This is a genomic window from Nitrobacter sp., from assembly GCF_051535235.1.
In the GTDB taxonomy this organism is placed as follows: domain Bacteria; phylum Pseudomonadota; class Alphaproteobacteria; order Rhizobiales; family Xanthobacteraceae; genus Nitrobacter.
The window spans coordinates 226175-247934 of sequence record NZ_JBPPLZ010000002.1 but is presented as its reverse complement, the minus strand read 5'-3'; the positions used below and the strand labels follow the sequence as shown (position 1 = coordinate 247934).

Below are 21760 nucleotides of genomic sequence, written 5' to 3'. Positions count from 1 at the left end.
TTCAATCCAGTCGCGAGCGCCTCTTCCGCTCAGCGACCTATCATGTTGCTTTTGAGTACATTGCTGTTGATCTGCCGTTGCATCGATTGAAGCTTGTTGACTTGCGAACTCACCGCCTGCCTGTTCTGCGCAGCCGCGCTTGTGCGCGTTTTGTCTGGCCCCGGCGGCAGGGGTTGAGGATTGAGCGCCTTGCTGGCGTTGCTGTTGATCTGCCGCTGCATCGATTGAAGCTTGTTGACTTGCGAACTCACCGCCTGCCTGTTCTGCGCAGCCGCGCTTGTGCGCGTTTTGTCTGGCCCCGGCGGCAGGGGTTGAGGATTGAGCGCCTTGCTGGCGTTGCTGTTGATCTGCCGCTGCATCGATTGAAGCTTGTTGACTTGCGAACTCACCGCCTGTGCAGCCGATCTAACGCTCGCTTTGTCCGGACCGGGCGGCAGCGGCTGAGGATTGAGCGCCTTTTGCCTCGCCCCGGCACGCATCATGGCGTCCGGACCCGGCGGCAGAGGCTGCGGGTTCAGCGCCTTGGCTGCGTCATTGCGCCTGAGCTGCAATCGCATGCCTTGCAGCGTGCCCGCCGGCTTCACGAATGCCTTGCCGTTTTGCATTTGCGCGACAGGCCTCGCATTGATGCGGTTCTGGACTTCGGCGAAAGCCGTCGTGGCGGCAAGGGATACTCCGAACAAGCCCGCCACGACGATCGCGGCGGCCCGTTTGACGTTTCTCTTCATGGGACTTCTCCGGATTCGATCCAGAAGTGAAAATGAGGGGTCGATTTACGCCTCTATCGCCTGATCGGCGTCGGTATGAAACTGCTGGGGCGCGGCCCGTGCCTAGCGGTGTCGGCCGCTCGCTTGGCCATGATCGCCGGAGCTGCCGGCGTCGCCAGCAACGCGTTCTGCCCAATCACCCCGAGAGGCTTCTTGGCGCTGTTCGCTACCGTCTTGACACCTTTCCCCAAAGTCTTGCCCCCGGAAACGACGGCTCTGCCGGTGACCTTGACGGTCTTCTGGCCGGTGCGGATTGCACCCATGGCAATCTTTCCGCTTGTGTTGGCGGCGACGTGCCCGACAACTTTCACCGCGCCGCCTGCAACTTTGCCCACGCCCTTGGCTACTCCACCCGCAGCCTTCCCGACGCCCTTCGCGGCACTCCCGGCCACCTTCCCGACGCCTTTTGCGGCACTCCCGGCCACCTTCCCGATGCTTTTTGCGGCTTTGACAGGATTGAGGCTGAAGGCTGAAGCCGACGGGGCTGTCGCAATGATCGATCCCGCCAGAAATCCTGAAATTGCCGCCAGCCGAAATGCTTTCAATAAAATGGACATGATTATTCCTTACTTTTCTGCTCCCGTGCAGCAGATTGCCGCCGTACGGCCGGCCGTGGCCAGTCGTCAAATGACGACTGATCGGCAAATATCCCAATGGTTCGAATCCGGTTTTTCGCTGCTGTGACTGGAGCACAACAGGCTCTGCATCGTTGCCGCGCGCGCTGACCACCGTCTGCCGCGTCGCCTGCATGAGCGCCATACAGGGAAGCTTGTGATCATCGGTGACCCCGGAAAGGTCTCGAGTCCGCGAGACAAGGACGTGCGGCAATGAGCCAACTTGAGATTATCGGCAGCCATCGGATAGTGGCCTCTGTCCGTGGCGGAGGTTGCTCCGCCCCCTCCGCACGCATTGAGCCGCCGACGTCAGCCATGATCGACCTTGTCGACCTGATCTACGAGGCGGCATTCGTGCCGAGTCGCTGGCACTTCGTACTTCAGAAGGCATGCGACCTGTCCGCTTCTGCCAGCGCACAACTGTTTTTCTTCAACGAAACCACTCCGCCGCGCGGCATGACGCTGGAGAATATGCGGGCCTTGTTCGACAAGTTCATCGCTGGCGACATGTGGAAGTTTTCCGACAGCGTGCAGAAGACGTGCGCTCTCCAGCCTGCGAGCTTCATTCAGGTCGACGACTACATGAGCGCGGAGGAAATCGCGCGCGATCCGGCACGAGTCATGTTGCGCGAGTTCGGTATCGGCGCGCATCTTTGCTCGGCCATCGCCATGCCGACCGGCGAGCTTGCCACCTTCGTGTTTCAGAAATGGATGAAGGACGGCACGTACCGCCAGAAAGAGATCGCGCAACTCGATGCATTGCGGCCGCATCTGGCCCGCGCCAGCCTGGTCGCCGGGCGGCTGCATCTCGAGCGGGCCGAGGCAACCACATCTGCGCTTGAACTGATGGGACTTCCGGCCGCGGTGCTTTCAACCACCGGACGGGTGATAGCGGCGAATTCCTACCTCGAACGGATGGACGCGGCGCTTCTGCCGGTTGCACATGGCGGACTGGCGATCGCCGACCGCGACGCCAACCGGCTGTTTCAGGACGCGGTGACGCGAATACATCAGGAAACGGCGGTCGGCTCCATCCCGGTGCCGGCTATCGGCGGCAAGGCCGCGTTCGTCGTTCACCTGCTGCCGCTGCGGCGGGCCGCGCACGATATTTTCGGCGGCGCCGATACGCTCATTATCGCCACTCCGATCACTCCCACCGCGCTGGTGCCCTCCGCCAGTCTTCTCAATGCCCTGTTCGATCTGACACCGACGGAGGCGCGGCTGGCGACGGACCTCGCCAGCGGACTGACGCTTACCGAGTCCGCAAGCAGGAACGGCGTAACGACCAAAACCGCGCGCACATATCTCGAGCGCATCTTCCGCAAGACCGGCGCCCGCAAGCAAGGTCAGCTCGTGGCGATGCTGAAAACCGTGCAGCCGCTGGCGACGCCACCGGCCGATTGATTTCAATGGCGTTCGGCGACGGCCCCAACTCTATAGCGTTTTCGAGCGAAGCATGTCCTCGGGCTTGACCCGAGGATGGGTACCGGTTCGCCTGCACATCGGACTTTACGCGACAGCGATCTCCGGCCGCCTTCCCGGAAACGGCCTGAACGCCATCAGGATCAGCATGGCCACCAGCCCCATGCCCCATGAGCCGACATACATCAGCGCATAGCTGCCGAAATGGTCATAGACCAGCCCGCCCAGCAGCGGGCCGATCGACATTCCCAGGCTGCCGGCCATCGCCGTGCCGCCGATGATCGTACCCATCATCCGCAGCGGAAAATTCTCGCGGATAATCAAGGCGTAAAGCGGCATCGTACCGGCGTAGAGGAAGCCGACCACCACCGCCACGGCATAGAAGCCATCGAGATCGCTGACGAAAGCATAGGCGAGCACGCCGAAGGCCTGCGCCAGGAGTCCGATCACCAGAACGCGTTGTGCGCCGAACCGGTCTCCGGCGACGCCGAATCCGATACGGCCGAGCATGCCGGAGAAACCCTCGACGCTGTAGATCGAGACCGCGGCGATCATCGGTATTCCGCAGGTCACCGCATAGCTCACGGTGTGGAAGATCGGACCGGAATGGGTGGCACAGCAGAAGAAGTTCGCCAGCATCAGGATGATGAACTGCGGCGAACGGACCGCCTGCCTGACGGTCAGATCCGATTGCGGCTCGCCCGCAGCCATCGCCGAGCCGCCGTCCTCCAGCGCCGGCGGACGGCGCACGAGCAGCGCCGCCGGAACCATCAGCCCCGCGGCGAGAGCGGCGATGATCAACATCGAACTGCGCCAGTCGTGGATCGAGATCAGCCAGGCCGCGAGCGGCGCCATGGTCATCGGCGCCATGCCCATGCCCGCAGAGACCAGCGAGACGGCAAGACCGCGCTGCGTATCGAACCAGCCGGTCACGCAGGCCATCATGGGCGCGAGGATAGCGGCGGTCGACGCGCCGACCAAAAGGCCGAATTGAAACTGAAACGCGATCAGCGATTCCGCCCGGCTGGCGAGCGCGAGGCTCGCCGCCAATACGATCGAGCCCGCGAGCACCACCGGGCGCGGTCCGAACCGGTCGGAGAGGTTGCCCCACACCATGCTGGCGACCGCCATGGCGAGGAAACCGATCGTCATGGTCGTGGATATGCCGGTGACGGACCACCCGGTTTCCTGCGACATCGGCCGCAGGAACACAGGCAGCGAGAACATGGCGCCGATCGCGACGCAACCCAGAAGGCCGCCCGCCGCGACGATCACCCAGCGATAGAGACTGTTCATGCGATTGGCCCGACGCTCCCGGGGATGCGTTCAGCCCTGCTTAGGTTTCCAGTCCGCCGACGGGATGACATTGATCATCCAGGGGACGCCGAATTTGTCTATCAGGGTGCCGAAGCCGGGCGACCAGAAGGTCTCGTTGAACGGCATAACGGCCTTGCCGCCTTCGGATAGTTGATCGAACCAGCGCCGCGCCTCGGTCATCTCCTTGGTGTGCAGGGTGACGTCGAAACCGTTCTTGGGCTTGTCGATGTTGGACGCCCATTTGACGTCCATGTCGGCGCCCATCAGCGATTGATCGCCGACGTCAAGCCAGCAGTGCATCAGCCAGGTCTTGTATTCGTCCGCGATCGGCATGCCCGGCGGCGCATCGCTATAGGGTATGGCCGCCTTGATTTTCCCGCCGAGGACCTTGGCGTAGAATTCGAATGCCTCGCGGCACTGCCCATGGAAGCTGAGGCTGGTCACGATCTTCATGATATCTCCTTTAATCCAGAGGTCCCGGCTCGCACAGACGTTGATTGACGACCCCAAGCATAAGTTGATATCAACGTAATGTGGCCGGAGAATGAATGTCAACCCGACAGATGCCAGTTCCTTTCGAAACCACGCTGCTGGTGCGCGACACCTGCCTGTGCCTTCATGCACAGCGAGCGGCGCGGGCGATCGCACGCCGCTTCGATCTCGCATTGAAGCCGGCAGGCATCACCAGCGGGCAGTTTTCCCTGCTCATGTCGCTCAACCGGCCGGAGCCGCCGAAGCTCAGCAGCGTGGCGGCGCTGCTGGCGATGGACAGGACGACGCTGACCGCCAATCTCAAGCCGCTGGAGCGCCGCCGCCTCATCAAGAGGGCGGCTGATCCGACCGATGCGCGCGCGCGCTTGCTGCGTCTGACGCCGGCTGGTCGGACAGTTCTGGCCAAGGCTGTGCCGGTCTGGCTGCATATTCATGCAGAGATCGAAAAGGAGCTGTCAGACCCGGACGGCCTGCGCCTCGAACTCAATATCCTTTCCGGCAATCGAAACGGTCTCGCCGGATAATGCCGGATACGAGTGGAGCGCCACCCCTTCGCCTGTGGCTGCGAGGCTCCGTGATCCGAACCAGAACGTCACTTGTGAGCAATCTGCCTCACGACCAGGTTCCATTCGCCCTGGCGTGTCCGATCGTTCAGACCGCGACCACCGGTCCGCCGGCTTTTTTCCAGGCGTCGATCCCGCCTTCGATATGCGCGGCATTGGCAAGACCAGCCTCCTTTGCCTCGGTAACGGCCATGGCCGAGCGCTCTCCGAATGCGCAGAAGAATACGATGCGGCGCCCGGTCGCGGCGGCGACTTCCCGCAGCATGCCGCCGGGCTTCAGGCTGTCGGCGATATCGGGATACGGCGCATGCAATGCGCCGGCCAGCGTGCCGTTCTTGGCGCGCTCATGAGTTTCGCGGAGATCGACCAGGAGGATGTCGGGTTGGCCGAGCCGGGCGATCGCCTCACGCGGCGTCAGCGCGAGCCCCTGTTTCGCCAGATCGTCCTGCCTGAGGCCGACATGCATGTTGGCGGGGATCACCACGTCCATCAGCTTGGGGTTGGGCAGTTTCAGGTTGTTCATCAGTTCGACGTATTCGTCGATCGAGCGAACCTGAAGCCGCGGGTTGTGGCGTTTCTCCTCGCCGATGGTGGAGACCGTATCGCCCTTGTAGTCGTGCGCGGGAAACACCATGGTCTCCTCGGGCAGTTTCAAAAGCCGGTTGAAGATGGAATCGTACTGCGCGCGCGCGCTGCCGTTCTGGAAATCGGTGCGGCCGGTGCCGCGGATCAGCAGCGTATCGCCGGTGAAGACCCTGTCGCCCATCATGTAGCTATAGGAATCGTCGGTGTGCCCCGGCGTGTACATCACGTCGAGGCCGATGCCCTCGACCGTGATCTTGTCGCCGTCGCCGACGCGCATCGAGACCACGTCGGCCCTGGTCTGCTCGCCCATCACAGTGACGCAATGGGTGCGGTCGCGCAGTTCGCCGAGGCCGGTGACGTGATCGGCGTGAAGATGGGTGTCGACAGCCTTCACGAGCTTGAGGTCCAGTTCGCGCAGCAACTGGCAATAACGGTCGACCTTCTCCAGCACCGGATCAATGATCAGCGCCTCTCCGCCGGCGCGGCTTGCCATCAGATAGCTGTAGGTTCCGGAAACACTGTCGAAGAGTTGGCGGAAAATCATGATCGCACGACCCTGAATGCCGGTACAAATTTTCCTTGTCCGGGCGGTATCGTAGCAATTTATGCTGCCGGCGCGCGAATACAACCAGTCAGAAATCAAGTTTGTCGCGGATCGCATCGAGCCCGGCTCGCGCGCAGGCCTCGTCCTTGTCGCCGCCGGGCGCGCCGGCCACGCCGATGCCGCCCACAAGCGTCCCGCCGGTCTCGATCACCAGCGCGCCGGCCAGCATCGCAATACGCGGCAATCGCGCCAGACCGGCATCCATTTGGCCGTCGCGCACCATCCTGGCCAGTTCAGATGTGTCGCGGCGAAAACTCAGCGCCGTATAGGCCTTGGCGGTGGCGACGTCGGCCGCCGGCAGGCCGGCATAACGGTCGCGCAGCAGCACCTGCGGCTGGCCGAAGCGGTCGAGCACGGCCACGGCAACCTGATATCCGTCGTCGCGACACTTCTTCATGGCGCTTTGCGCGGCTTCCAGCGCGACGTCCGGGGTCAGCGACTTGTAGGTGACGAGCGCATCGTCGCCGGCATGGGCGGCAACAGGAAGGAGCATGACGAGCGCGATCACTCCAGCAGCGGTGGCTCTCATGCCGAGCTGTCCCCGCGCACGCGACCCGTACTCCCTGGCATTTTTGTGGGTGTGCTGCGTCGGCCGTTTTGTCAAACCGCGAGTCCTCCACGTATGGGTCCCTGCGTTCGCGGGAGCGACGTCAGGTATGAGGCGAGTTACGGCCGCACATAGCTCCAGCCCTGCTCCTGCAACTCCATCAGCCGCACCATGCCCAGCGGCACGACCGTCGTTCCCGGCAGCAACTCAAGCGGACGGCCTTCCTTCTTCTCCATGCTCTCCTTGGTGTTGTTGCAAGCCGAGAACTGGATTTTGCTGGGGGGTGGGATCTTGCTGAGGTTTTTGATGCGCTCCTTCACCGGCGAGGTATCTTCGCGCAGCATGTGGAGGCCCGGCCCGCATGCCATGATCTCGACGACTGCCGCCTGGTTCACGCCCTGATAGTACCGGATCACGTCGGTGGCGTTGGTCAACGCGAAGTCCATGGTATGTCGATCGTTGGTGTCGACCTGGATCACGAGGTGGTGCTTCGCTTCGTCGGCGAAACTGTGTCCGATGAGTGCGAGCAACAGGCCACCGGCGGCGACGAAAAGGCAAAGAAATCGGCGCATAACAACTCCCTATGGTCTGACCAGCGTGTAACCGTTTTCCGTGAGCGACAGGATGTGTCCGACGCCGACCTGAACCGGCGTTGCGGAGGGGATGATGGCCGGCCGCTTGCCGGTCTCGCGCTCGATGGTGTCGAGCGTATTCACGCAGACGTCGAACCTGACGCCCTGGGCGATCAGGCTTTCGACGCGGGCCCGGCTGGCGTTTTCCGTCCGCAGCAGGTCGATGCCCGGACCGAAGGCGACGACTTCGATGGCTATCTTGTCTGGATCGTAGGCCTTGATCAGGTTGTTGGCGACGCTGAGCACAAGGCTCTGCTTCTTCGCATCGCCATCGGACAATTGCAGGACGATGCGATGCTCGGCGAAGGGTTTGCCGGGCAGCGGCGCAGGCTCCGCCAGTAACGTGACCGGCGGCAGCGCCAGCGTAACCGCAACGGCTGCGACCGCACCCCTTCGTGTCAGCATGTCGGTCATCCTGCGAGGCCTGGATTGCCGTCGACGCCTTTCAGCGTCACGCTATCGCGGCGGACGCCGCTTGTCATGCCGTTACGCAGATGACGGGCGAAAACGTCCCAGACCGGCGCGCCGTCCTGCTTGTTGACCGAGGCCCAGCCGGCGACTTTATAGCTCTTGCCGGCTTCGAGGGAGCGCCCATCCCCCAGTTTCAGGTCCGAGATGCGATGGCCGGCGCTCTCCGCAGGCGCGCAGGCATATGAGAGGCCGCCGACACGAACCATGTCGCCGCCCTGCTGATAGTAGGGATCCGGATTGAAGAGATTGTCGCAGACGTCTTCCAGAATATCCTTGATCTGGCGGCCGGTCATGGTCTGCACGTAGGTCTCGGGATAGGTGCAGGCGGTTTCCGCGAACACGTCGTCCATCGTCACCTGTCCGGGCAGCACGCTGGTGCCCCAGCGGAAGCCCGGCGACAAGGCGATCTCGGCATCGAACGCCGCACGCAGCGCGTCGCAGATCAGGCTGTCCATGGTGCCGTTGAAATTGCCGCGGCGATAAAGCAGGCGGTCCGTGGTCGCGATCTTCTCGGCATAGGCCGCAGCATGAGGCGCGCGCACCTTCTCGATCAGAGCTTCCATCGCAGGATCGGCCCTGATCAGTTCGGAGAACACCGGCAACAGCCGATAGCGTATGTCGCGGACCTTGCCTTTGGCAAGATCGAGGTCGAGCACGCCGAGGAATTTTCCGTTCGAGCCGGCATTGGTGACAAGCGTCCTGCCGCCGGCATTGCCGACAGGGACGGGCTGCGGCACGGCATCGTGGGTATGGCCGCCGAGGATGACGTCGATGCCGCTGACGCGGCTTGCGAGCTTGAGGTCGACGTCCATGCCATTGTGCGACAGCAGAATGACCGCATCGACCTTGTCGGCATCGCGCAGCGACCGCACCAGTTTCTGCAGCTCCTCCTCGCGAATGCCGAAGGTCCAGTCCGGCGTGAAACGCCTCGGATGGGCGACCGGCACATAGGGGAAGGCCTGGCCGATCACGGCGATGCGGTGACCGCCGATCTCCCTGATCGTCGCCGGCTTGAACACGCGCTTCGAGGCGGCATCGAAGGCCGGCGCATCGTTGAACGCGGCCTCCTCGGTGAGGAAAACGTTCTGCGCCAGGAATTCGCCCTTGAAGCGGGAGAGATTGTCGCGCAGCGTTTTCTCGCCGTAGGTGAACTCCCAGTGCCCGGTCATCGCGTCGATGCCGAGCAGGTTGGCGGCGTCCACCATGTCGGCGCCGTGCATGACGTTGGCGAGGCCCGAGCCCTGCCACAGATCGCCGCCGTCGAGCAGCAGCGAATTGTTCGGACCGGCCTCGCCGCGCAGCCGGTCGATCAGGGTCTTGAGATGGGCAAAGCCGCCGAGCCTGCCGAAGCGCGCGGCCGATTTATCGAAGTCGAGACAGGTGAAGGCATAGGCGTCGGCGCTGCCGGCCCTGATCCCGAAACGATCGAGGAAGGCGCGGCCGACCAGGTGCGGCGGCTGTCCGCGCATCGCACCGATGCCCAGATTGACGCTGGGCTCGCGGAAGAACACCGGCAGCAATTGCGCGTGGGTGTCCGTCATGTGCAGGATGCGCGCATTGCCAAAGCCTGCAAGCTCGTACACCGCGGAATCGCTGGCTGCCCGGGCAATGCGTGGCAGCGCGCTGGAGAGGCAAGCGGCGCCGGCGGTTCTGAGGAGGTCGCGGCGGCGGAGGGTCATATAACGAGCCTCGCCATTACGACATCACCCGGTTCGTCATTGCGAGGAGCGAAGCGACGAAGCAATCCAGTTCTCCCTGTAGCCGCTGGATTGCTTCACTCAGCGCAAAATTGGCACGAGCCAATTTTGCGGCGAGCTCGCAATGACGCCTTGATCCGATCACGCCGTTCAGCGGATCTCCATCTTCCTCCAGGCGTCCTTCTGCTCGTTGGACTGGAAGATCGCAGCCTTCGACAGCGCTTCGGATTTCCTGGATTCCGCGACCGCCTTGTCGAAATCGCCAGCCGCGGCGGCGGTCTTGGCGGCTTTCAGCGCCTCGACTGCCGTGGTCCACTGGTTGCGCAGCTTGCCGGCTTCGTTGTTGGCCGCTTCGGCGGTGGCATAAGCCGCCTTGTAATCGTCTTCGCTGCTCGCGGCGCGGACCGATGTCACGCTCGCGGCCATGAGCATCGAAAGCGCCACAAGGGCGGGAAGACGCGTCATGCTGCTTTTCATGGCCGCGCTCCCGGTCCCGAAATCGGCAGCCCGTTGCTGACGTAAGACAGATAATATTCGAGATCGCGGTATTCGTCGTCCTGCGGCGTCAGCGGCACCGCACGTACCTGGCTGTTGCAGGTGGTGAAGCGGCGGCTGGTCGTGCCCATGCCGCCCCATGCGGAGCGGTAGATCGGCATCGCGTTGAGAATACCGAGCGCCGGCGCAAGAACCTCGGCCCGGATGTGGTTGCCCGGCGTCTGCACATGGCAGGTGGCGCAGGAGAAATTGAGCTGGCCACGCCGCGTGTAGAAATAGCGCTTGCCGTTTTCGTAAGCCGCGAGCGCCCGCGGGTCTTTCGGGATCTTGATGTCGAACGGCTTGCCGCGCGAGGTGAACGCCATATAGGCCGTCACCGAGGCCATCTCGTCCTTGGTATAGGACAAGGGCTTTTCGCCGTTGCTTTCCAGACACTGATTGACGGCGAGTTCGAGCGTGACGACCTTGCCCTGCTTCTCGTCGAAATAGGGATAGTTCTGCCGGATGCCGACGCCCTTGTGGGGGAAACAGTCCGCGAAGGTCCTGCCGTTCTTGAACGGTTTCTCGAACATCTCCTTGCCGGCGGCGAGCGCGAATTCGTAAGGAGGAAACTCCTCCTTCTCCTTCCACTGCTTGTATAGGCCCTTATCCATCGAATACGGCCCGTTGACGAAATCCTTCAGCTTCAGCTTGGGAAACTTGTCGGTGAAATATTTCTGGAACGCCTTGAGGTCGGCGGGCGGATTGGTCTTCTCAGTCGCGTGAGATGTCTGCACGGAGGCGGACGTCAATGTCGCCAGCACCACTCCCATTGCCGCCGAGCGGAAGCTCAATCGCATGTCTGTTCTCCGACTGCCGCGCGCCGCCATTACTGAATCTTAGCCGTGGAGGAGTCAGAAGCGCCCTTGTTGTCGACCCAACTGATCTTGAGGTCGTCGCCCTTCCTGCCGCCCTTGAAGCTGAATTTCACATAAGGGTCCTTTGACACCGCCGGACCCCAGTCGGCGATGAAGACCGGCTTTCCGCCGTGTTCGAAAGTCAGTTGCTGAATGAAGTGCGCCGGGATCACTTCGCCGGCGGAATTCTTGACGAAACCCGAATCCATCGGATGCTGGATCAGCGCCTGAACCTCGGTCATGTCGCCGCTCGACGTTGCGCGAATGCGGATTGTCGATGCCATGAATTTCTTCCCTTAACGTTTCGCTTTCATCGGAGTCTGATCCAATTTCGTTGAATCAGACCCCAGCCTTATTCCTTGATTGGGCATGATCCTATCCGAAAACCGGTTCCCACTTTTCGGGATCATGCTCTAGCCGCCGCAGCCGCCGATGGTGACCTTGATTTCCTTGCTGGCGCTATAAAGCTTGCCGCCGGCTTCCACGACCGCGATGACATTGCTGGTCTTCGCCATCTTCAGGCGGTTGGCGACGCTCGGCACGGTGCCGGCCGGAATGCGATATGACGCCGCCAGCGCATTCGGATTTTCCGCAACCAGGATCGCGATCGAGGTCACGTCGGGCAGGCTCGTGGTGACGGAAACCGGAACGACCGCGCCGTTCTCGGCGATCTCCGGCGCGTCCATACTGACCTTGTCGGATTTTTCCGCGGTCTTGCCGTAGAGCGCCTGGATCGCGCCGTCGGCTCCCTTGACCTTGAAAGCGGCCTCCGGATAGGCGTCGTTGGCAGCGGCGAGCGCGGGCGCAAGGCCGAAGCGAATGCCGGCGACGCCTGCCAGCGCAACGACCGCCGCACCTTTCAGGACCAACCGCCGCGTCGCATCAACGCTGCCGGGCGATGAATGGATCATGTGTGGTCTCCTTTGCGCGCGGCTGTCACAGCGTTTGCAGGAAGTCGACGACCGCGTCGATTTCCTTGTCGGTCAGGATGTGGTTCCGGCCGAACGGCGGCATCACCGTGAGCGGATTTCGCTTGGTTTCGTCAGTGACGATCGCGACGAGGTCGGCGCGGTTCGGATATTTGCTCTTGATGCCGGCAAGGGCCGGCCCGATGTCGCCAGCCTGGCTGCCGCCCTTGATCTCGTGGCAGGTCAGGCAGTTGCCCTTGTTGCGATCGAATGCGAGCTTCTGCCCTTCGTCGGCGGCAGTCTGCGCCCGAGCGGGAAAAGGCGCGACGGTGACGGCGACAGCGAGCAGCAGCGAGGCCGCCACCGCCGACAAAGCGACGGGCTTCGTCAAAGGAGTTTTCGTCAAAGGCGGTTCCTGCGGTTCTGTTGATCGCTTCGTTATTCGGCCACCGCGTCTCGCACGGGTCTGCCGCGCACTCATTTTCATATCCCCGGCCTTTGTACAAGGCTTCTGGATGGCTTTGCGGCCATACCAGCCCCCGGTTCGGTCCCGGTGAAGCCATCTTCAACGGGCATTGCCACCCGGCAGCGCCTGTCGCATCGTTGGCGGGGCCCCCCGGAATGAAGGATGTTCTTCCATGCCCGACTACACCGTCGAATTCGGCAAGCGCGGCCGCCAAGCGGGTTCCGACGACCGTCTCGACGCGGCTGCGTTTCATCGCAACCATGAAGCGATCTGGGCGGTGCTGGAAAAATTCCTGCACGACAAAACGGGAGACGTGGTCGAGGCCGGCAGCGGCACCGGGCAGCATGTGGTTTTCTTCGCGCGGCAAACGCCCGGCATCACCTGGTGGCCGAGCGATCTCAACGACAACCATCTTCGCAGCATCGCTGCCTGGACCGCTCATGGACAACTCGCCAACGTCCGCCAACCGCTGCGGATCGACCTGTCGAGCCCGGAGTGGTTCACTGAGGCGAGCGACGGCCCCGGACCCGGCGCCCTGCTCGCGGTGTTCTGCGCCAATGTGATCCATATCGCGCCGTGGCGCGTCGCCGAGGGCCTGATCGCGGGCGCGGCACGCTATTTGCGCCCGGACGGGCGGCTGTTTCTCTATGGGCCGTTCAAGCGCGGTGACCGGCACACCGCGCCGAGCAACGCGGCCTTCGACGTCAGCCTGCGCGACAACGATCCCGAATGGGGCGTGCGCGATGTCGACGAGGTGGCGGCGCTGGCGCAGCGCAACGGCTTGAAACTCCTCGACGTCGTCGAGATGCCCGCCAACAATCTGATTCTGGTGTTCGAACGAGATGCAGGATGACATTTCATCCGCGTCGGCCAACGAGTCCGTACATTGCAAACGGACGGTCTATGCCTCACGTTGGCGAAGCAGGTCGTCTAGATCGAGCCGGCGCGTGAACATCGCAAGGCCGCCGGCTGCGTCGCGCGGCCATTGTGCTTGCGGCCGGTCCCAATAAAGCTCGACGCCGTTCTGGTCGGGATCGCGCAGGTACAGCGCCTCGCTGACGCCGTGATCGCTGGCGCCATCGAGCGGAATACCTGCGCTGCGAACCCGGTGCAGTGCATCGGCCAGCGCGGCGCGCGTCGGATACAGGATCGCGGTGTGAAACAGCCCGGTCGTGCCGGGAGCGGGCGGCGAGCCGCCCTTGCTTTCCCACGTATTCAGTCCGATGTGATGATGATAGCCGCCGGCGGAAATGAACGCGACCTGATCGCCGTCGCGTTGCATCAATTCGAAGCCGAGCACGCCGCAATAAAAGCCGAGCGCGCGTTCGAGGTCGGCGACCTTGAGATGGACGTGCCCGATCCGGGTGGCAGCGGCGACGGGAATCGACGCATCGGGCATGGCACACCTCCGTAGCTCAAGCCTTCACCGGGCTCGGCCCGGCACCTTCTTATTGTTTATTTGTGGAGGCATCAGAGCGGATCAAGGCCGTCCATGATGTCGCTGCAATCGGCCCCTTGCGCGTGGCTTACCGCAGCGGCGGAGCGTACATGATGCCACCGGCATTCCAGAGCTGGTTAAGGCCGCGCGGAATCTTCAGCTTGGAGTCGGCGCCGACGTTGCGGTCGTAGACCTCGCCGTAGTTGCCGACATGGCGGATGATGCGGGCCGCCCAGTCCTTGGTCAGCCCGAGATCCTCGCCGTATTCCCCTTCGGTACCGACCAGGCGCATTACGTCGGGCTTCGTCGACTTCATCGCCTCGTCGATGTTTTTCGAGGTGACACCGAGTTCCTCGGCATTGATCATCGCGTAGAGCGTCCATTTGACGATCATCATCCAGTCGTCGTCGCGCTGACGGACAACCGGCGCCAGCGGCTCCTTCGAGATCACGTCAGGCAGGATGAAGCTCTCGCCCGGCTTGGTCAGCCGCAGGCGCAAGGCATAGAGCTGGGACACGTCGGCAGTCACCACATCGCATTTGGCCTCGTCATAGGCCTTCAGCATGTCTTCCAGCTTCCCGAATTTGACCTCCTCGTATTTCAGGTTGTTGGCCTTGAAGTAATCGGCGAGGTTGAGTTTCGTGGTCGTGCCGTCCTGCACGCAGATTTTCGTATCGCCGAGGTCGAGCGCCGAGTCGGCCTTTCGCGAGGTGCGGACCATGAAGCCCTCGCCGTCATAATAGGCGACTGCCGGGAAATAGAGGTCGTAATTGGTCTCGCGTGACATGCTCCAGGTCGAGTTGCGGGCGAGAATATCGATCTTGCGGCTTTGCAATTCCTTGAAGCGTTCGCTGGCGTCGAGCGGGACGAACTTCACCTTCGTCGGATCGTCGAAGATGGCGGCGGCGACGGCACGGCAGAAATCCACGTCGAAGCCGGACCAGTTGCCTTTTTCATCCGAATTCGAAAAGCCGGGAAGACCGGTATTGACGCCGCACCACACGGCGTCGCGCCGGAGTGTCCGTTTCAGGGTCTTGGTGTCGTAACGCTCATAGGCGATCGCGACGACCGCGACCGCGGTTGCGATGGCGAGCCCTATCAAGAGACCGCTTCGGAATGTCCGCATGGATGCCCCCTCGCAAGATCGAAAAATCGGCGCCGATGTGGTGATGAATTAAAGCTTGGGTTTTTGCCGCACGATCACGCGCGTGCCGACCGGAACACGGTCATAGAGATCGGCGACATCGGCATTGACCAGGCGGAAACAGCCCGAGGAGATCGCGGTGCCGATCGTGTCGGGGCGGTTGGTGCCATGGATGCGGTACACCGTCGTGCCGAGATACATCGCACGCGCGCCCAGCGGATTGCCGGGACCGCCTGCCATGAAGCGCGGCAGGTAGGGCTGACGCACGATCATTTCCGGTGGCGGGGTCCAGTCCGGCCATTCCGCCTTGCGCGTGATGTTGAGGATGCCCTGCCACTGAAAACCTTCGCGCCCGACGCCGATGCCGTAACGGATCGCGCGACCGTTGCCCTGAATGAGATAGAGATGACGTTCCGCGGTCTGGATGATGATGGTGCCGGGCGGCTCGGTGGTCCGGTAGAGCACCACCTGCTTGCGGTATTCCGGGTCGAGCTGGAACGCATCGTCGGCGACCAGGCCGGGCTCGTCGCCAACGTCGGGCCGCTGCTGCTGCGCAAAGCCATGCGTCGCCGAAAGCAACAGACAGGCCACAGCAGAAACCGCCAGGGTCAGGTCCCGAAACCCGATCATCGCTTGCTCTCCTCGGTGCATGTCGCTGGAACGGCAGCGGATGACCCGCCGCCAGCGTCCCCGTCAAATCGTATGCCGCATAGAATATCAGCGGCGGTGCGATGGCAAGCGACCGCATCACCGGACGGAAATTCTAAAGTTTTCACGAAACATCGCCGCGATACCGGCGAGCGCCATCGGATCGCACCGCGCGGCAAACCAATTCGTCGCGTCCAATTGACCGCCTGCCGCGGTGGGCGAAACGCCGGAGCACGGAAGGTATTCCTTGCTGCCAGCAGAGGGACGAGCCGGCGATCCGGATGGGATCGCCGGTCAGGCTGCGATCGTCGCGATCCCCGCGCCTTTCAGAAGTTCGGCAAGCTGCTTGCGGGCATAGAACATGCGCGTTTTCACGGTGCTTTGCGGGATACCGATGATCTCCCCCGCCTCCTCGACCGTTTTTTCATGATAGTAGACGAGGTTGATGATCTCGCGATGGGCCGGCGACAGCTTGGCGATGCAGGCGCGCAGAATGGCGCTGACGTTGCTGCGATCGAGCGTGGTCTCGGGCGTATCGGCGCCGTCGGCGATTTCGCGGACATTCTCCTGGTCGATATCTTCGTGACGACGCTGGCGCATCGCGGTCAGCGTCTTGAAACGGGCGATCGAGAGCAGCCAGGTCGAGACCCGTGAGCGGCCTTCGAACTGGTCGGCGGTACGCCATACGTCCAAAAAGACCTGGCTGACGATGTCTTCCGCCGCGGTCGCGTCCCGGAGGCTGCGCAGCACGAAACGGTAGACCCGCACGTTATGGCGAAGATAAAGGGTATGCATCGCCGTGCGGTCACCCTCGGCGATCTGCTCAAGCAGCATCTCGTCTGTGGTCGCCTGGGCAGCGATAATGCCTTGGCGGGCGGCTGCATTGATCGCAATGACGTTTTGCATGACGGCTCCCCTTTATTTGTTAGGGAGATTTTTAGCCAGTCACGGTTTCAGGACGTCTGCACGACAAGCGGAAAATGGTTTCGCGAAAAAGGAAAATTGTTTCATCCCCTCGCCAGCGACGAAACAATCGGCGGTAAAATCCCAATCATTTGAATGTCGTTATACTTTAGCCGTAGAGACCGGCTTTGCAGCGTTCCAACAGGGTCTCGCGAGGCCGTCAGGGCCGGATGCCCACCGGCGGCGGCTTATGTTTTGTCACCGGAGGGCGAGAACAGATAGCCCCCTCCGCGGATGGTCCGGATCACCGCGGGTTTCGCGGGATCAGGCTCGATCTTGCGCCGTATCCGCATGATGCGCAGATCGATCGCGCGATCGAAGGCTTCGCTGTCGCGGGCATTGGCCAGTTCCAGCAGCCGCTCCCGCGACAGAACCCGCTTGGGGTTGGCGGCGAAAACTTTCAGCAGGCTGAATTCCGACGCGGTGAGCGGATGCTCATTGCCTTCGTCGTCACGCAGAACCTGGGCGTCGAGGTCAAGCCACTTGATGCCGAAGCGGACGAGCTGCCCGGCCGCAGGCCTAATGGAGGCGGCGACCGGCGGCGGCGTTTCCGTCTTCGGCGCGCTCCGCCGCAGCACGGAGCGGATGCGCGCCATCAGTTCGCGCAGTTCACAGGGTTTCGCAACGTAGTCGTCGGCGCCGAGTTCGAGGCCGACCACGCGATCGATCGGGCTGGCCGTCGCCGTCAGCATGATCACCGGCACGTTGGTGTGGCCCTTGAGGTCACGAATGATCGAAAGCCCGTCTTCTTCGGGCATGTTGAGATCGAGCACGACCAGATCAGGCGTCGCGGCGCCGATGGCCTCGCGCAGGCTCTTGCCGCCGTCGCACAAGGTGACGGCAAAGCCGTGCATCTTGAGATAGTCGCCGACCATTTCGCGGGCGGGCGCCTCGTCGTCGACGACAATGATATGTGGATTCCGGCTCATGTCAGGCTGTCGCGGGCAGGATGATGGTGAAGCTCGAGCCCTGTCCGGGGCCGCCACTGTCGACGTTGATCTGGCCATCATGCATGTCGACGATCCGTTTCACGATCGACAGGCCGAGGCCGGTCGAACTCTCGCCGGCGGTGGGCTTTGCGGACAGCCGCTGGAAGCGGCCGAACAGCCGGCCCAGATCCTCCGGCGACAGGCCGGCGCCCTCGTCGGTGACACGGATGATGGTGTGCTCCGCGTCGTAGTCGACCAGCAGCGTGATGCTGCCACCGACCGGACTGTATTTGATGGCGTTGCTGACGAGATTGTCGATCGCCTCGCGCATCCGGTCCTGGTCGCACATCGTGAAGCGGCCGGTGGGCGCCGAGACCGCGATGGTCTGCTGCTTGTTGATCGCGGACGGCCGGTTGGCTTCTGAGACCTCGGCGACCAGCGCCGCGACATCGACCGGCTCGCGACGGATGGTGATATCGAAGGCGTCGGCCATGGCATCGGAAATCAGATGGTCGACCATCGTAATCAGGCGCCTTGTCGCATCCCGGATGTGATCCACCTGCGAGGTGACGGTGTCCCTGGACGAAGCCGCGCCGATCAGTTCGACAAGCATTTCGGTACGGCCCAGGATGACGCCAAGGGGATTTTTCAGATCGTGCGCGACGGTGCCGAGAATCTCGTTCTTGAATCCGTTGGCCCGCTGCAGCCGCAGCCATTGCGCGGAAAGCCTCCGATTGGCCTGCATCAACGCGCGGGTGCGCTGCGCGACGCGGTCTTCGAGCTGGGCGTTGGCGTCCTGCAATTGCTGGTAGAGGATCACGTTGTCGAACGCGATCGACAGCCGGCTGCCGAAGATTTCGACCAGCGAACGGTCGGTGTCCGACAGATCGCGTTCGGCCTGCAGCAGAATCACGACCTCTCGTCCGCTGCCGGTCCGGATATAAAGCACCGAACGGTGGTCGACGAATTCGTGCTTGCGCCGCCTGAAGGCGGCTTCGACGGTCTGCTTGAGATCGGAATCGAGCGATGCCTGCCCCGCGGATCCGATGAGGCCGCTATAGCAGCCCGATCCCGCCAGTACGGAAAAATCATCGTTGACCGCACCGCCGTCGCGCAGCACCAGAATCCCGGCGCAATCGACGTTCAACAGCGATGCGATCTGCGTCAGCACGCCTTCGGCGAGACGCTGCATCGACTTGAAATCGTAGAGCGTCGAGGCGGCGTCGATGATGATCTCGAGCCCGCGGCGGGTCTGCACCATGCGCTCGAGTTGCTGATAGCTGCGCAGCGCCGCGGTCAGCGAGGTGAACAGCTTGTCCGCGGTAAGTTCGGTTTTTGCCTTGTAGTCGTTGATGTCGTAGTCGACGATCACGCGACGCTCCGGCGCCTGCCCCGGCTGCCCGGTGCGCAGGATGATGCGCACGGTTTCGTTCTTGAGCTCGTTGCGGATGAACTCGACGAGGTCGAGGCCGGCGGCATCGGTCTCCATGATGACGTCGAGCAGCACCGCGGCGATATCGGGATGGGCGCGCATCAGCTCACGCCCCTCGGCGGCGGAATAGGCCGACAGGATCTCCAGGGTCTGACCGTTGAGGCTGTAGTCGCTCAACGCAAAGCGGGTGCCCTCGTGCACGGCCCGGTCGTCGTCGATCACGGCGACCTTCCATTTGCGCACCGTCGAGGCTTCCGGGCGGTCAGCGTCGGAATCGTCGATCAGGTGGAGGACGTCATCCTGGTCGGCCATTGCTTGGTCTCGCTGTCTGTTTCATCCGTGTCCGCACCACCGCCCACGGCGGCTCTCGGCATGATAATGTGAAAAGTCGTACCCTGTCCCGGCCGTGACTTCACCGTCATTCGACCGCCGAGCTGCTGGGTGACGAGATTATAGACGATATGCAGTCCAAGACCGGTGCCACCCTCGTTGCGACGCGTGGTGAAGAAGGGGTCGAACGCCTGCCGCTGGACGTCCGGCGTCATGCCGACGCCATTGTCGGCAAAAATGATCTCGATGTCATCATTGGCGCGCGCTTTCGCCGTGATGGAAATCGCGCCGGACCGTCCGTCCGGAAACGCATGATTGACGGCGTTGAGAAAGAGATTGGTCAAGATCTGCCCGTATGAGCCGGGAAAGCCATCGATCATCAGGCCTTCCGGAACGTCGACCACGATACTGATCGGAGACCGCTTGAGCACCGGGCGCAGGCTCGCGACGATCTGGTCGGTGGATTCGCTCAAATTGAATTGACGACGCTCGGCGTGGGACCGGTCCACAGCGACCTGCTTGAAGGACTGGATCAGTTCCCCCGCGCGGTGCAGGTTCGCCACCAGTTGCTGAGCGGCATCGCGGCAGGTCCGCACGAATTCCTCGAGTTGTGACCGCTTCAACGGGGCTGCCGACTGCAGTTGGGCATCAAACATGTCGGCGCGCCGCGCGAAACTTGACGCCACCGTCAGGCTGATTCCGATCGGGTTGTTCACCTCGTGAGCGACGCCTGCGACCAGCCCGCCAAGCGCGGCGAGCCGCTCCGCGTCGATTAGGTTCCGCTGCGCCGCATTCAGTTCCAGCAGGGCGCTCTCGGCCCGTTCCTTCGATGCCCGCAATTCGTCCTCGGCATCGCGCTTGGCGATGGCGTTCTTGCGGAATACCTCGACGGCGCGCGCCATGGCGCCGATCTCGTCCCGCGCGTCGGTGCCCACGACCTTGCGGTTGTAATCACCGGACATGATCGCGCGCATCGACGACATGATCTGCCGCAAAGGCAGTCGGATGCTGAGCGCGATGACGACGCCGGCGACAATGATGATCGCAAGGAAGACGGCGGCGATCGACAGCATCTTGCGGGAAATATCCGCAAGCGTGTTGTCGAAGGTCATCTGCGCGCCCTGCTCGCGCTCGCGCATCTTGACCGACAGACCGTCGATCGCAGCGATGGTCTGCGCCTGGCTGGCATCGATGGAGTTGCGCAGCAGGTCCGTCCGCTTGGTCAGCAATTCGGACAGGTTTCCGATGCCGTCGTGCAGCGCCGCCGTCCGGCTCTTGAGTTTCTTCAGAGCCTCGCGCTGCAGATCGTTGTCCGAAAACTCGATCATCGCCGGAATGGTACGCTCGATCGCATCGGTATTCCGACGGACCTCGTCCGCGCTGGTCGATGCCGGCGCCAGATAGTAGGCATTCGCGGTCACCAGCATTGCGGTGAATGTCTCGCGGGACTTCTTGAGCGTCGGCCAGATCGCGGCCTCGCGGTGGCCGGTCGCACCCTCGATGATCGAATAGAGTCCCGCCATGTCCTTGGCTGGCGCCAGGATCTGGTCCTCATAGGTCTTGGTGATGTTCGTCTGCAATGCGCGCAGCTCGCCGAACCCGCTGAGGAAATGTTCGGTGGATCGCTCCAGTTCGTCGACCGAGCCCGACAACATCGGGTCGGTCGAGGCGCGCGTGCTCAAGGTCCCGAGCACGGCCTCGCGCAACAGCAGGATTTCCGCAAACAAATCGGGACTGGGCTGGTTGATGTAGCGATGGATCAGATTTTGCAGCCGGCCTGTCTCGCTCTCGAGAACCGCGAGGATCTTGTCGGAATTCCGGACCTGACGTACGTCGTCCCACGCCGATCCCAGGGTCTTGGCGCCGCTCCAAATCAAAAGCGCCAGCACCAGCACCACCGCCGAATTCAACGCCGCGATCGAGAGAATGCGCCAACGGATTGGTATCGCGCGAACCAGGCCCACGATGCCCGAACGGCCCTCCGCCGCGAAGCCTTCGTGCTCCGGCGCCTCAGCACCTGTGCCGTTTTGGGATTCGGCTGGGACCAAATTATCCTACCTTGCGGATCCGTGCGATGCGGCTTGCAGTCTGCAATCCGCGCCATGCCTTCATAGCTCCGGCGACAGCGGCTTGAAAGAACTGCCGGACAAGGATTTATAGCGTTTTCAAGCGAAGTGGATACCGGTTCGCGTGAAGAAAGCGAATCAAAACAAAATCATGGAGCCCGCTTCTATCATAAGCGAAAAGGCTCCTGGGCCCGGACGCTTCAGTCTGTCGATGCGAGCAAGCCCAAGGCAAATCCAGGACGTGGCGGCGCGACGGGGCACCGGCACTCGCTCCCTATGATGGAGTCATCCGGGCGGGAAAAAGGTTCAACGCGATGGAGCCTCGATGCGGGTC

25 protein-coding genes are annotated in these 21760 nt (G+C 62.6%); 4 read left to right on the top strand and 21 right to left on the bottom strand.

Annotated elements, in window-relative coordinates:
- Positions 1–29 precede the first annotated feature (29 nt).
- Together ACS3WA_RS03640 and ACS3WA_RS03635 are read right to left on the bottom strand one after the other, a co-directional pair.
- Entirely contained in the window at positions 30–728 is a 699-nt protein-coding gene (locus ACS3WA_RS03640) for a hypothetical protein (protein ID WP_438277199.1), read from the bottom strand.
- A 53-nt stretch (positions 729–781) separates the two neighbouring features.
- Positions 782–1030, bottom strand: a complete 249-nt coding sequence (locus ACS3WA_RS03635; protein ID WP_438277198.1) for a hypothetical protein — start codon at positions 1028–1030, stop codon at positions 782–784.
- Between ACS3WA_RS03635 and ACS3WA_RS03630 the strand changes: the two genes are divergently transcribed.
- Both ACS3WA_RS03630 and ACS3WA_RS03625 read left to right on the top strand, forming a co-directional pair.
- Positions 1029–1451 (top strand): hypothetical protein, encoded by a 423-nt coding sequence (locus ACS3WA_RS03630; RefSeq protein WP_438277197.1) that lies wholly within the window; start codon positions 1029–1031, stop codon positions 1449–1451. The genes ACS3WA_RS03635 and ACS3WA_RS03630 overlap by 2 nt on opposite strands.
- 245 nt (positions 1452–1696) lie before the next feature.
- A complete protein-coding gene (locus ACS3WA_RS03625; protein ID WP_438277196.1) occupies positions 1697–2785 on the top strand; it encodes a helix-turn-helix transcriptional regulator in 1089 nt (362 codons plus the stop codon).
- A 105-nt stretch (positions 2786–2890) separates the two neighbouring features.
- Here the strand turns inward: ACS3WA_RS03625 and ACS3WA_RS03620 are convergent, their stop codons facing one another.
- Both ACS3WA_RS03620 and ACS3WA_RS03615 read right to left on the bottom strand, forming a co-directional pair.
- On the bottom strand, positions 2891–4099 hold the full coding sequence (locus tag ACS3WA_RS03620) for an MFS transporter (RefSeq protein WP_438277195.1): 1209 nt from the start codon (positions 4097–4099) through the stop codon (positions 2891–2893).
- Positions 4100–4129: 30 nt separating this feature from the next.
- Entirely contained in the window at positions 4130–4573 is a 444-nt protein-coding gene (locus ACS3WA_RS03615; protein WP_438277194.1) for a VOC family protein, read from the bottom strand.
- A gap of 95 nt (positions 4574–4668) precedes the next feature.
- Between ACS3WA_RS03615 and ACS3WA_RS03610 the strand changes: the two genes are divergently transcribed.
- Complete coding sequence (locus ACS3WA_RS03610) at positions 4669–5136, top strand: MarR family winged helix-turn-helix transcriptional regulator (protein WP_438277193.1); 468 nt, start codon at positions 4669–4671, stop codon at positions 5134–5136.
- Between the two features lie 127 nt (positions 5137–5263).
- On the opposite strand, the gene ACS3WA_RS03605 is transcribed toward ACS3WA_RS03610, so the two are convergent.
- From ACS3WA_RS03605 to soxX, 10 genes are all read right to left on the bottom strand, one after another.
- The gene (locus tag ACS3WA_RS03605) at positions 5264–6304 is read right to left on the bottom strand and encodes an MBL fold metallo-hydrolase (RefSeq protein ID WP_438277192.1); all 1041 of its coding nucleotides are present in this window, start codon (positions 6302–6304) and stop codon (positions 5264–5266) included.
- A gap of 88 nt (positions 6305–6392) precedes the next feature.
- Complete coding sequence (locus ACS3WA_RS03600; RefSeq protein ID WP_438277395.1) at positions 6393–6857, bottom strand: GlcG/HbpS family heme-binding protein; 465 nt, start codon at positions 6855–6857, stop codon at positions 6393–6395.
- Positions 6858–7030: 173 nt separating this feature from the next.
- Entirely contained in the window at positions 7031–7483 is a 453-nt protein-coding gene (locus tag ACS3WA_RS03595; protein ID WP_438277191.1) for a DsrE family protein, read from the bottom strand.
- Between the two features lie 9 nt (positions 7484–7492).
- Positions 7493–7945, bottom strand: coding sequence for a DsrE family protein (locus ACS3WA_RS03590; protein WP_438277394.1), 453 nt, complete (start codon positions 7943–7945; stop codon positions 7493–7495).
- Between the two features lie 8 nt (positions 7946–7953).
- On the bottom strand, positions 7954–9693 hold the full coding sequence (soxB, locus tag ACS3WA_RS03585; protein WP_438277190.1) for a thiosulfohydrolase SoxB: 1740 nt from the start codon (positions 9691–9693) through the stop codon (positions 7954–7956).
- Between the two features lie 168 nt (positions 9694–9861).
- On the bottom strand, positions 9862–10188 hold the full coding sequence (locus ACS3WA_RS03580) for a hypothetical protein (RefSeq protein WP_438277189.1): 327 nt from the start codon (positions 10186–10188) through the stop codon (positions 9862–9864).
- Positions 10185–11045 (bottom strand): sulfur oxidation c-type cytochrome SoxA, encoded by an 861-nt coding sequence (gene soxA, locus ACS3WA_RS03575; protein WP_438277188.1) that lies wholly within the window; start codon positions 11043–11045, stop codon positions 10185–10187. The genes ACS3WA_RS03580 and soxA overlap by 4 nt, the downstream gene beginning before the upstream one ends.
- A gap of 29 nt (positions 11046–11074) precedes the next feature.
- Complete coding sequence (soxZ, locus tag ACS3WA_RS03570) at positions 11075–11386, bottom strand: thiosulfate oxidation carrier complex protein SoxZ (RefSeq protein ID WP_438277187.1); 312 nt, start codon at positions 11384–11386, stop codon at positions 11075–11077.
- A 129-nt stretch (positions 11387–11515) separates the two neighbouring features.
- A complete protein-coding gene (soxY, locus tag ACS3WA_RS03565) occupies positions 11516–12013 on the bottom strand; it encodes a thiosulfate oxidation carrier protein SoxY (RefSeq protein ID WP_438277186.1) in 498 nt (165 codons plus the stop codon).
- A 25-nt stretch (positions 12014–12038) separates the two neighbouring features.
- Complete coding sequence (gene soxX, locus ACS3WA_RS03560) at positions 12039–12383, bottom strand: sulfur oxidation c-type cytochrome SoxX (RefSeq protein ID WP_438277393.1); 345 nt, start codon at positions 12381–12383, stop codon at positions 12039–12041.
- Positions 12384–12648: 265 nt separating this feature from the next.
- Here soxX and ACS3WA_RS03555 point away from each other — a divergent pair, with 265 nt between their 5' ends.
- Positions 12649–13329: a DUF938 domain-containing protein gene (locus tag ACS3WA_RS03555; protein WP_438277185.1), complete on the top strand. Its 681-nt coding sequence runs from the start codon at positions 12649–12651 to the stop codon at positions 13327–13329.
- Between the two features lie 48 nt (positions 13330–13377).
- Here ACS3WA_RS03555 and ACS3WA_RS03550 read toward each other — a convergent pair whose 3' ends face one another.
- From ACS3WA_RS03550 to ACS3WA_RS03520, 7 genes are all read right to left on the bottom strand, one after another.
- Positions 13378–13875 (bottom strand): VOC family protein, encoded by a 498-nt coding sequence (locus ACS3WA_RS03550; RefSeq protein ID WP_438277184.1) that lies wholly within the window; start codon positions 13873–13875, stop codon positions 13378–13380.
- Positions 13876–14002: 127 nt separating this feature from the next.
- A complete protein-coding gene (locus ACS3WA_RS03545; RefSeq protein WP_438277183.1) occupies positions 14003–15040 on the bottom strand; it encodes an amino acid ABC transporter substrate-binding protein in 1038 nt (345 codons plus the stop codon).
- Between the two features lie 48 nt (positions 15041–15088).
- Complete coding sequence (locus ACS3WA_RS03540) at positions 15089–15688, bottom strand: L,D-transpeptidase (RefSeq protein WP_438277182.1); 600 nt, start codon at positions 15686–15688, stop codon at positions 15089–15091.
- Positions 15689–16000: 312 nt separating this feature from the next.
- Positions 16001–16612 carry a sigma-70 family RNA polymerase sigma factor gene (locus tag ACS3WA_RS03535; RefSeq protein ID WP_438277181.1) on the bottom strand — a complete coding sequence of 204 codons (612 nt, stop codon included), beginning with the start codon at positions 16610–16612 and terminating at the stop codon, positions 16001–16003.
- Between the two features lie 245 nt (positions 16613–16857).
- The gene (locus tag ACS3WA_RS03530; RefSeq protein WP_438277180.1) at positions 16858–17598 is read right to left on the bottom strand and encodes a response regulator; all 741 of its coding nucleotides are present in this window, start codon (positions 17596–17598) and stop codon (positions 16858–16860) included.
- 1 nt (position 17599) lies between these two features.
- The gene (locus ACS3WA_RS03525) at positions 17600–19342 is read right to left on the bottom strand and encodes an ATP-binding response regulator (protein ID WP_438277179.1); all 1743 of its coding nucleotides are present in this window, start codon (positions 19340–19342) and stop codon (positions 17600–17602) included.
- Positions 19312–21324 (bottom strand): sensor histidine kinase, encoded by a 2013-nt coding sequence (locus ACS3WA_RS03520; RefSeq protein WP_438277392.1) that lies wholly within the window; start codon positions 21322–21324, stop codon positions 19312–19314. The genes ACS3WA_RS03525 and ACS3WA_RS03520 overlap by 31 nt, the downstream gene beginning before the upstream one ends.
- Positions 21325–21760: the final 436 nt, after the last annotated feature.

Bases quoted from the DNA above. Each gene is read 5' to 3' on its own strand.
- soxZ (WP_438277187.1), bottom strand. From the start codon at position 11,386: ATGGCATCGACAATCCGCATTCGCGCAACGTCGAGCGGCGACATGACC.
- ACS3WA_RS03615 (WP_438277194.1), bottom strand. From the start codon at position 4,573: ATGAAGATCGTGACCAGCCTCAGCTTCCATGGGCAGTGCCGCGAGGCA.
- ACS3WA_RS03600 (WP_438277395.1), bottom strand. From the start codon at position 6,857: ATGCTCCTTCCTGTTGCCGCCCATGCCGGCGACGATGCGCTCGTCACC.
- soxA (WP_438277188.1), bottom strand. From the start codon at position 11,045: ATGCGATTGAGCTTCCGCTCGGCGGCAATGGGAGTGGTGCTGGCGACA.
- soxY (WP_438277186.1), bottom strand. From the start codon at position 12,013: ATGATCCATTCATCGCCCGGCAGCGTTGATGCGACGCGGCGGTTGGTC.
- ACS3WA_RS03580 (WP_438277189.1), bottom strand. From the start codon at position 10,188: ATGAAAAGCAGCATGACGCGTCTTCCCGCCCTTGTGGCGCTTTCGATG.
- ACS3WA_RS03550 (WP_438277184.1), bottom strand. From the start codon at position 13,875: ATGCCCGATGCGTCGATTCCCGTCGCCGCTGCCACCCGGATCGGGCAC.
- ACS3WA_RS03595 (WP_438277191.1), bottom strand. From the start codon at position 7,483: ATGCGCCGATTTCTTTGCCTTTTCGTCGCCGCCGGTGGCCTGTTGCTC.
- ACS3WA_RS03640 (WP_438277199.1), bottom strand. From the start codon at position 728: ATGAAGAGAAACGTCAAACGGGCCGCCGCGATCGTCGTGGCGGGCTTG.
- ACS3WA_RS03605 (WP_438277192.1), bottom strand. From the start codon at position 6,304: ATGATTTTCCGCCAACTCTTCGACAGTGTTTCCGGAACCTACAGCTAT.
- ACS3WA_RS03620 (WP_438277195.1), bottom strand. From the start codon at position 4,099: ATGAACAGTCTCTATCGCTGGGTGATCGTCGCGGCGGGCGGCCTTCTG.
- ACS3WA_RS03630 (WP_438277197.1), top strand. From the start codon at position 1,029: ATGGCAATCTTTCCGCTTGTGTTGGCGGCGACGTGCCCGACAACTTTC.
- ACS3WA_RS03530 (WP_438277180.1), bottom strand. From the start codon at position 17,598: ATGAGCCGGAATCCACATATCATTGTCGTCGACGACGAGGCGCCCGCC.
- ACS3WA_RS03635 (WP_438277198.1), bottom strand. From the start codon at position 1,030: ATGGGTGCAATCCGCACCGGCCAGAAGACCGTCAAGGTCACCGGCAGA.
- ACS3WA_RS03540 (WP_438277182.1), bottom strand. From the start codon at position 15,688: ATGATCGGGTTTCGGGACCTGACCCTGGCGGTTTCTGCTGTGGCCTGT.
- soxB (WP_438277190.1), bottom strand. From the start codon at position 9,693: ATGACCCTCCGCCGCCGCGACCTCCTCAGAACCGCCGGCGCCGCTTGC.
- ACS3WA_RS03535 (WP_438277181.1), bottom strand. From the start codon at position 16,612: ATGCAAAACGTCATTGCGATCAATGCAGCCGCCCGCCAAGGCATTATC.
- ACS3WA_RS03525 (WP_438277179.1), bottom strand. From the start codon at position 19,342: ATGGCCGACCAGGATGACGTCCTCCACCTGATCGACGATTCCGACGCT.
- ACS3WA_RS03555 (WP_438277185.1), top strand. From the start codon at position 12,649: ATGCCCGACTACACCGTCGAATTCGGCAAGCGCGGCCGCCAAGCGGGT.
- ACS3WA_RS03545 (WP_438277183.1), bottom strand. From the start codon at position 15,040: ATGCGGACATTCCGAAGCGGTCTCTTGATAGGGCTCGCCATCGCAACC.
- ACS3WA_RS03610 (WP_438277193.1), top strand. From the start codon at position 4,669: ATGTCAACCCGACAGATGCCAGTTCCTTTCGAAACCACGCTGCTGGTG.
- ACS3WA_RS03625 (WP_438277196.1), top strand. From the start codon at position 1,697: ATGATCGACCTTGTCGACCTGATCTACGAGGCGGCATTCGTGCCGAGT.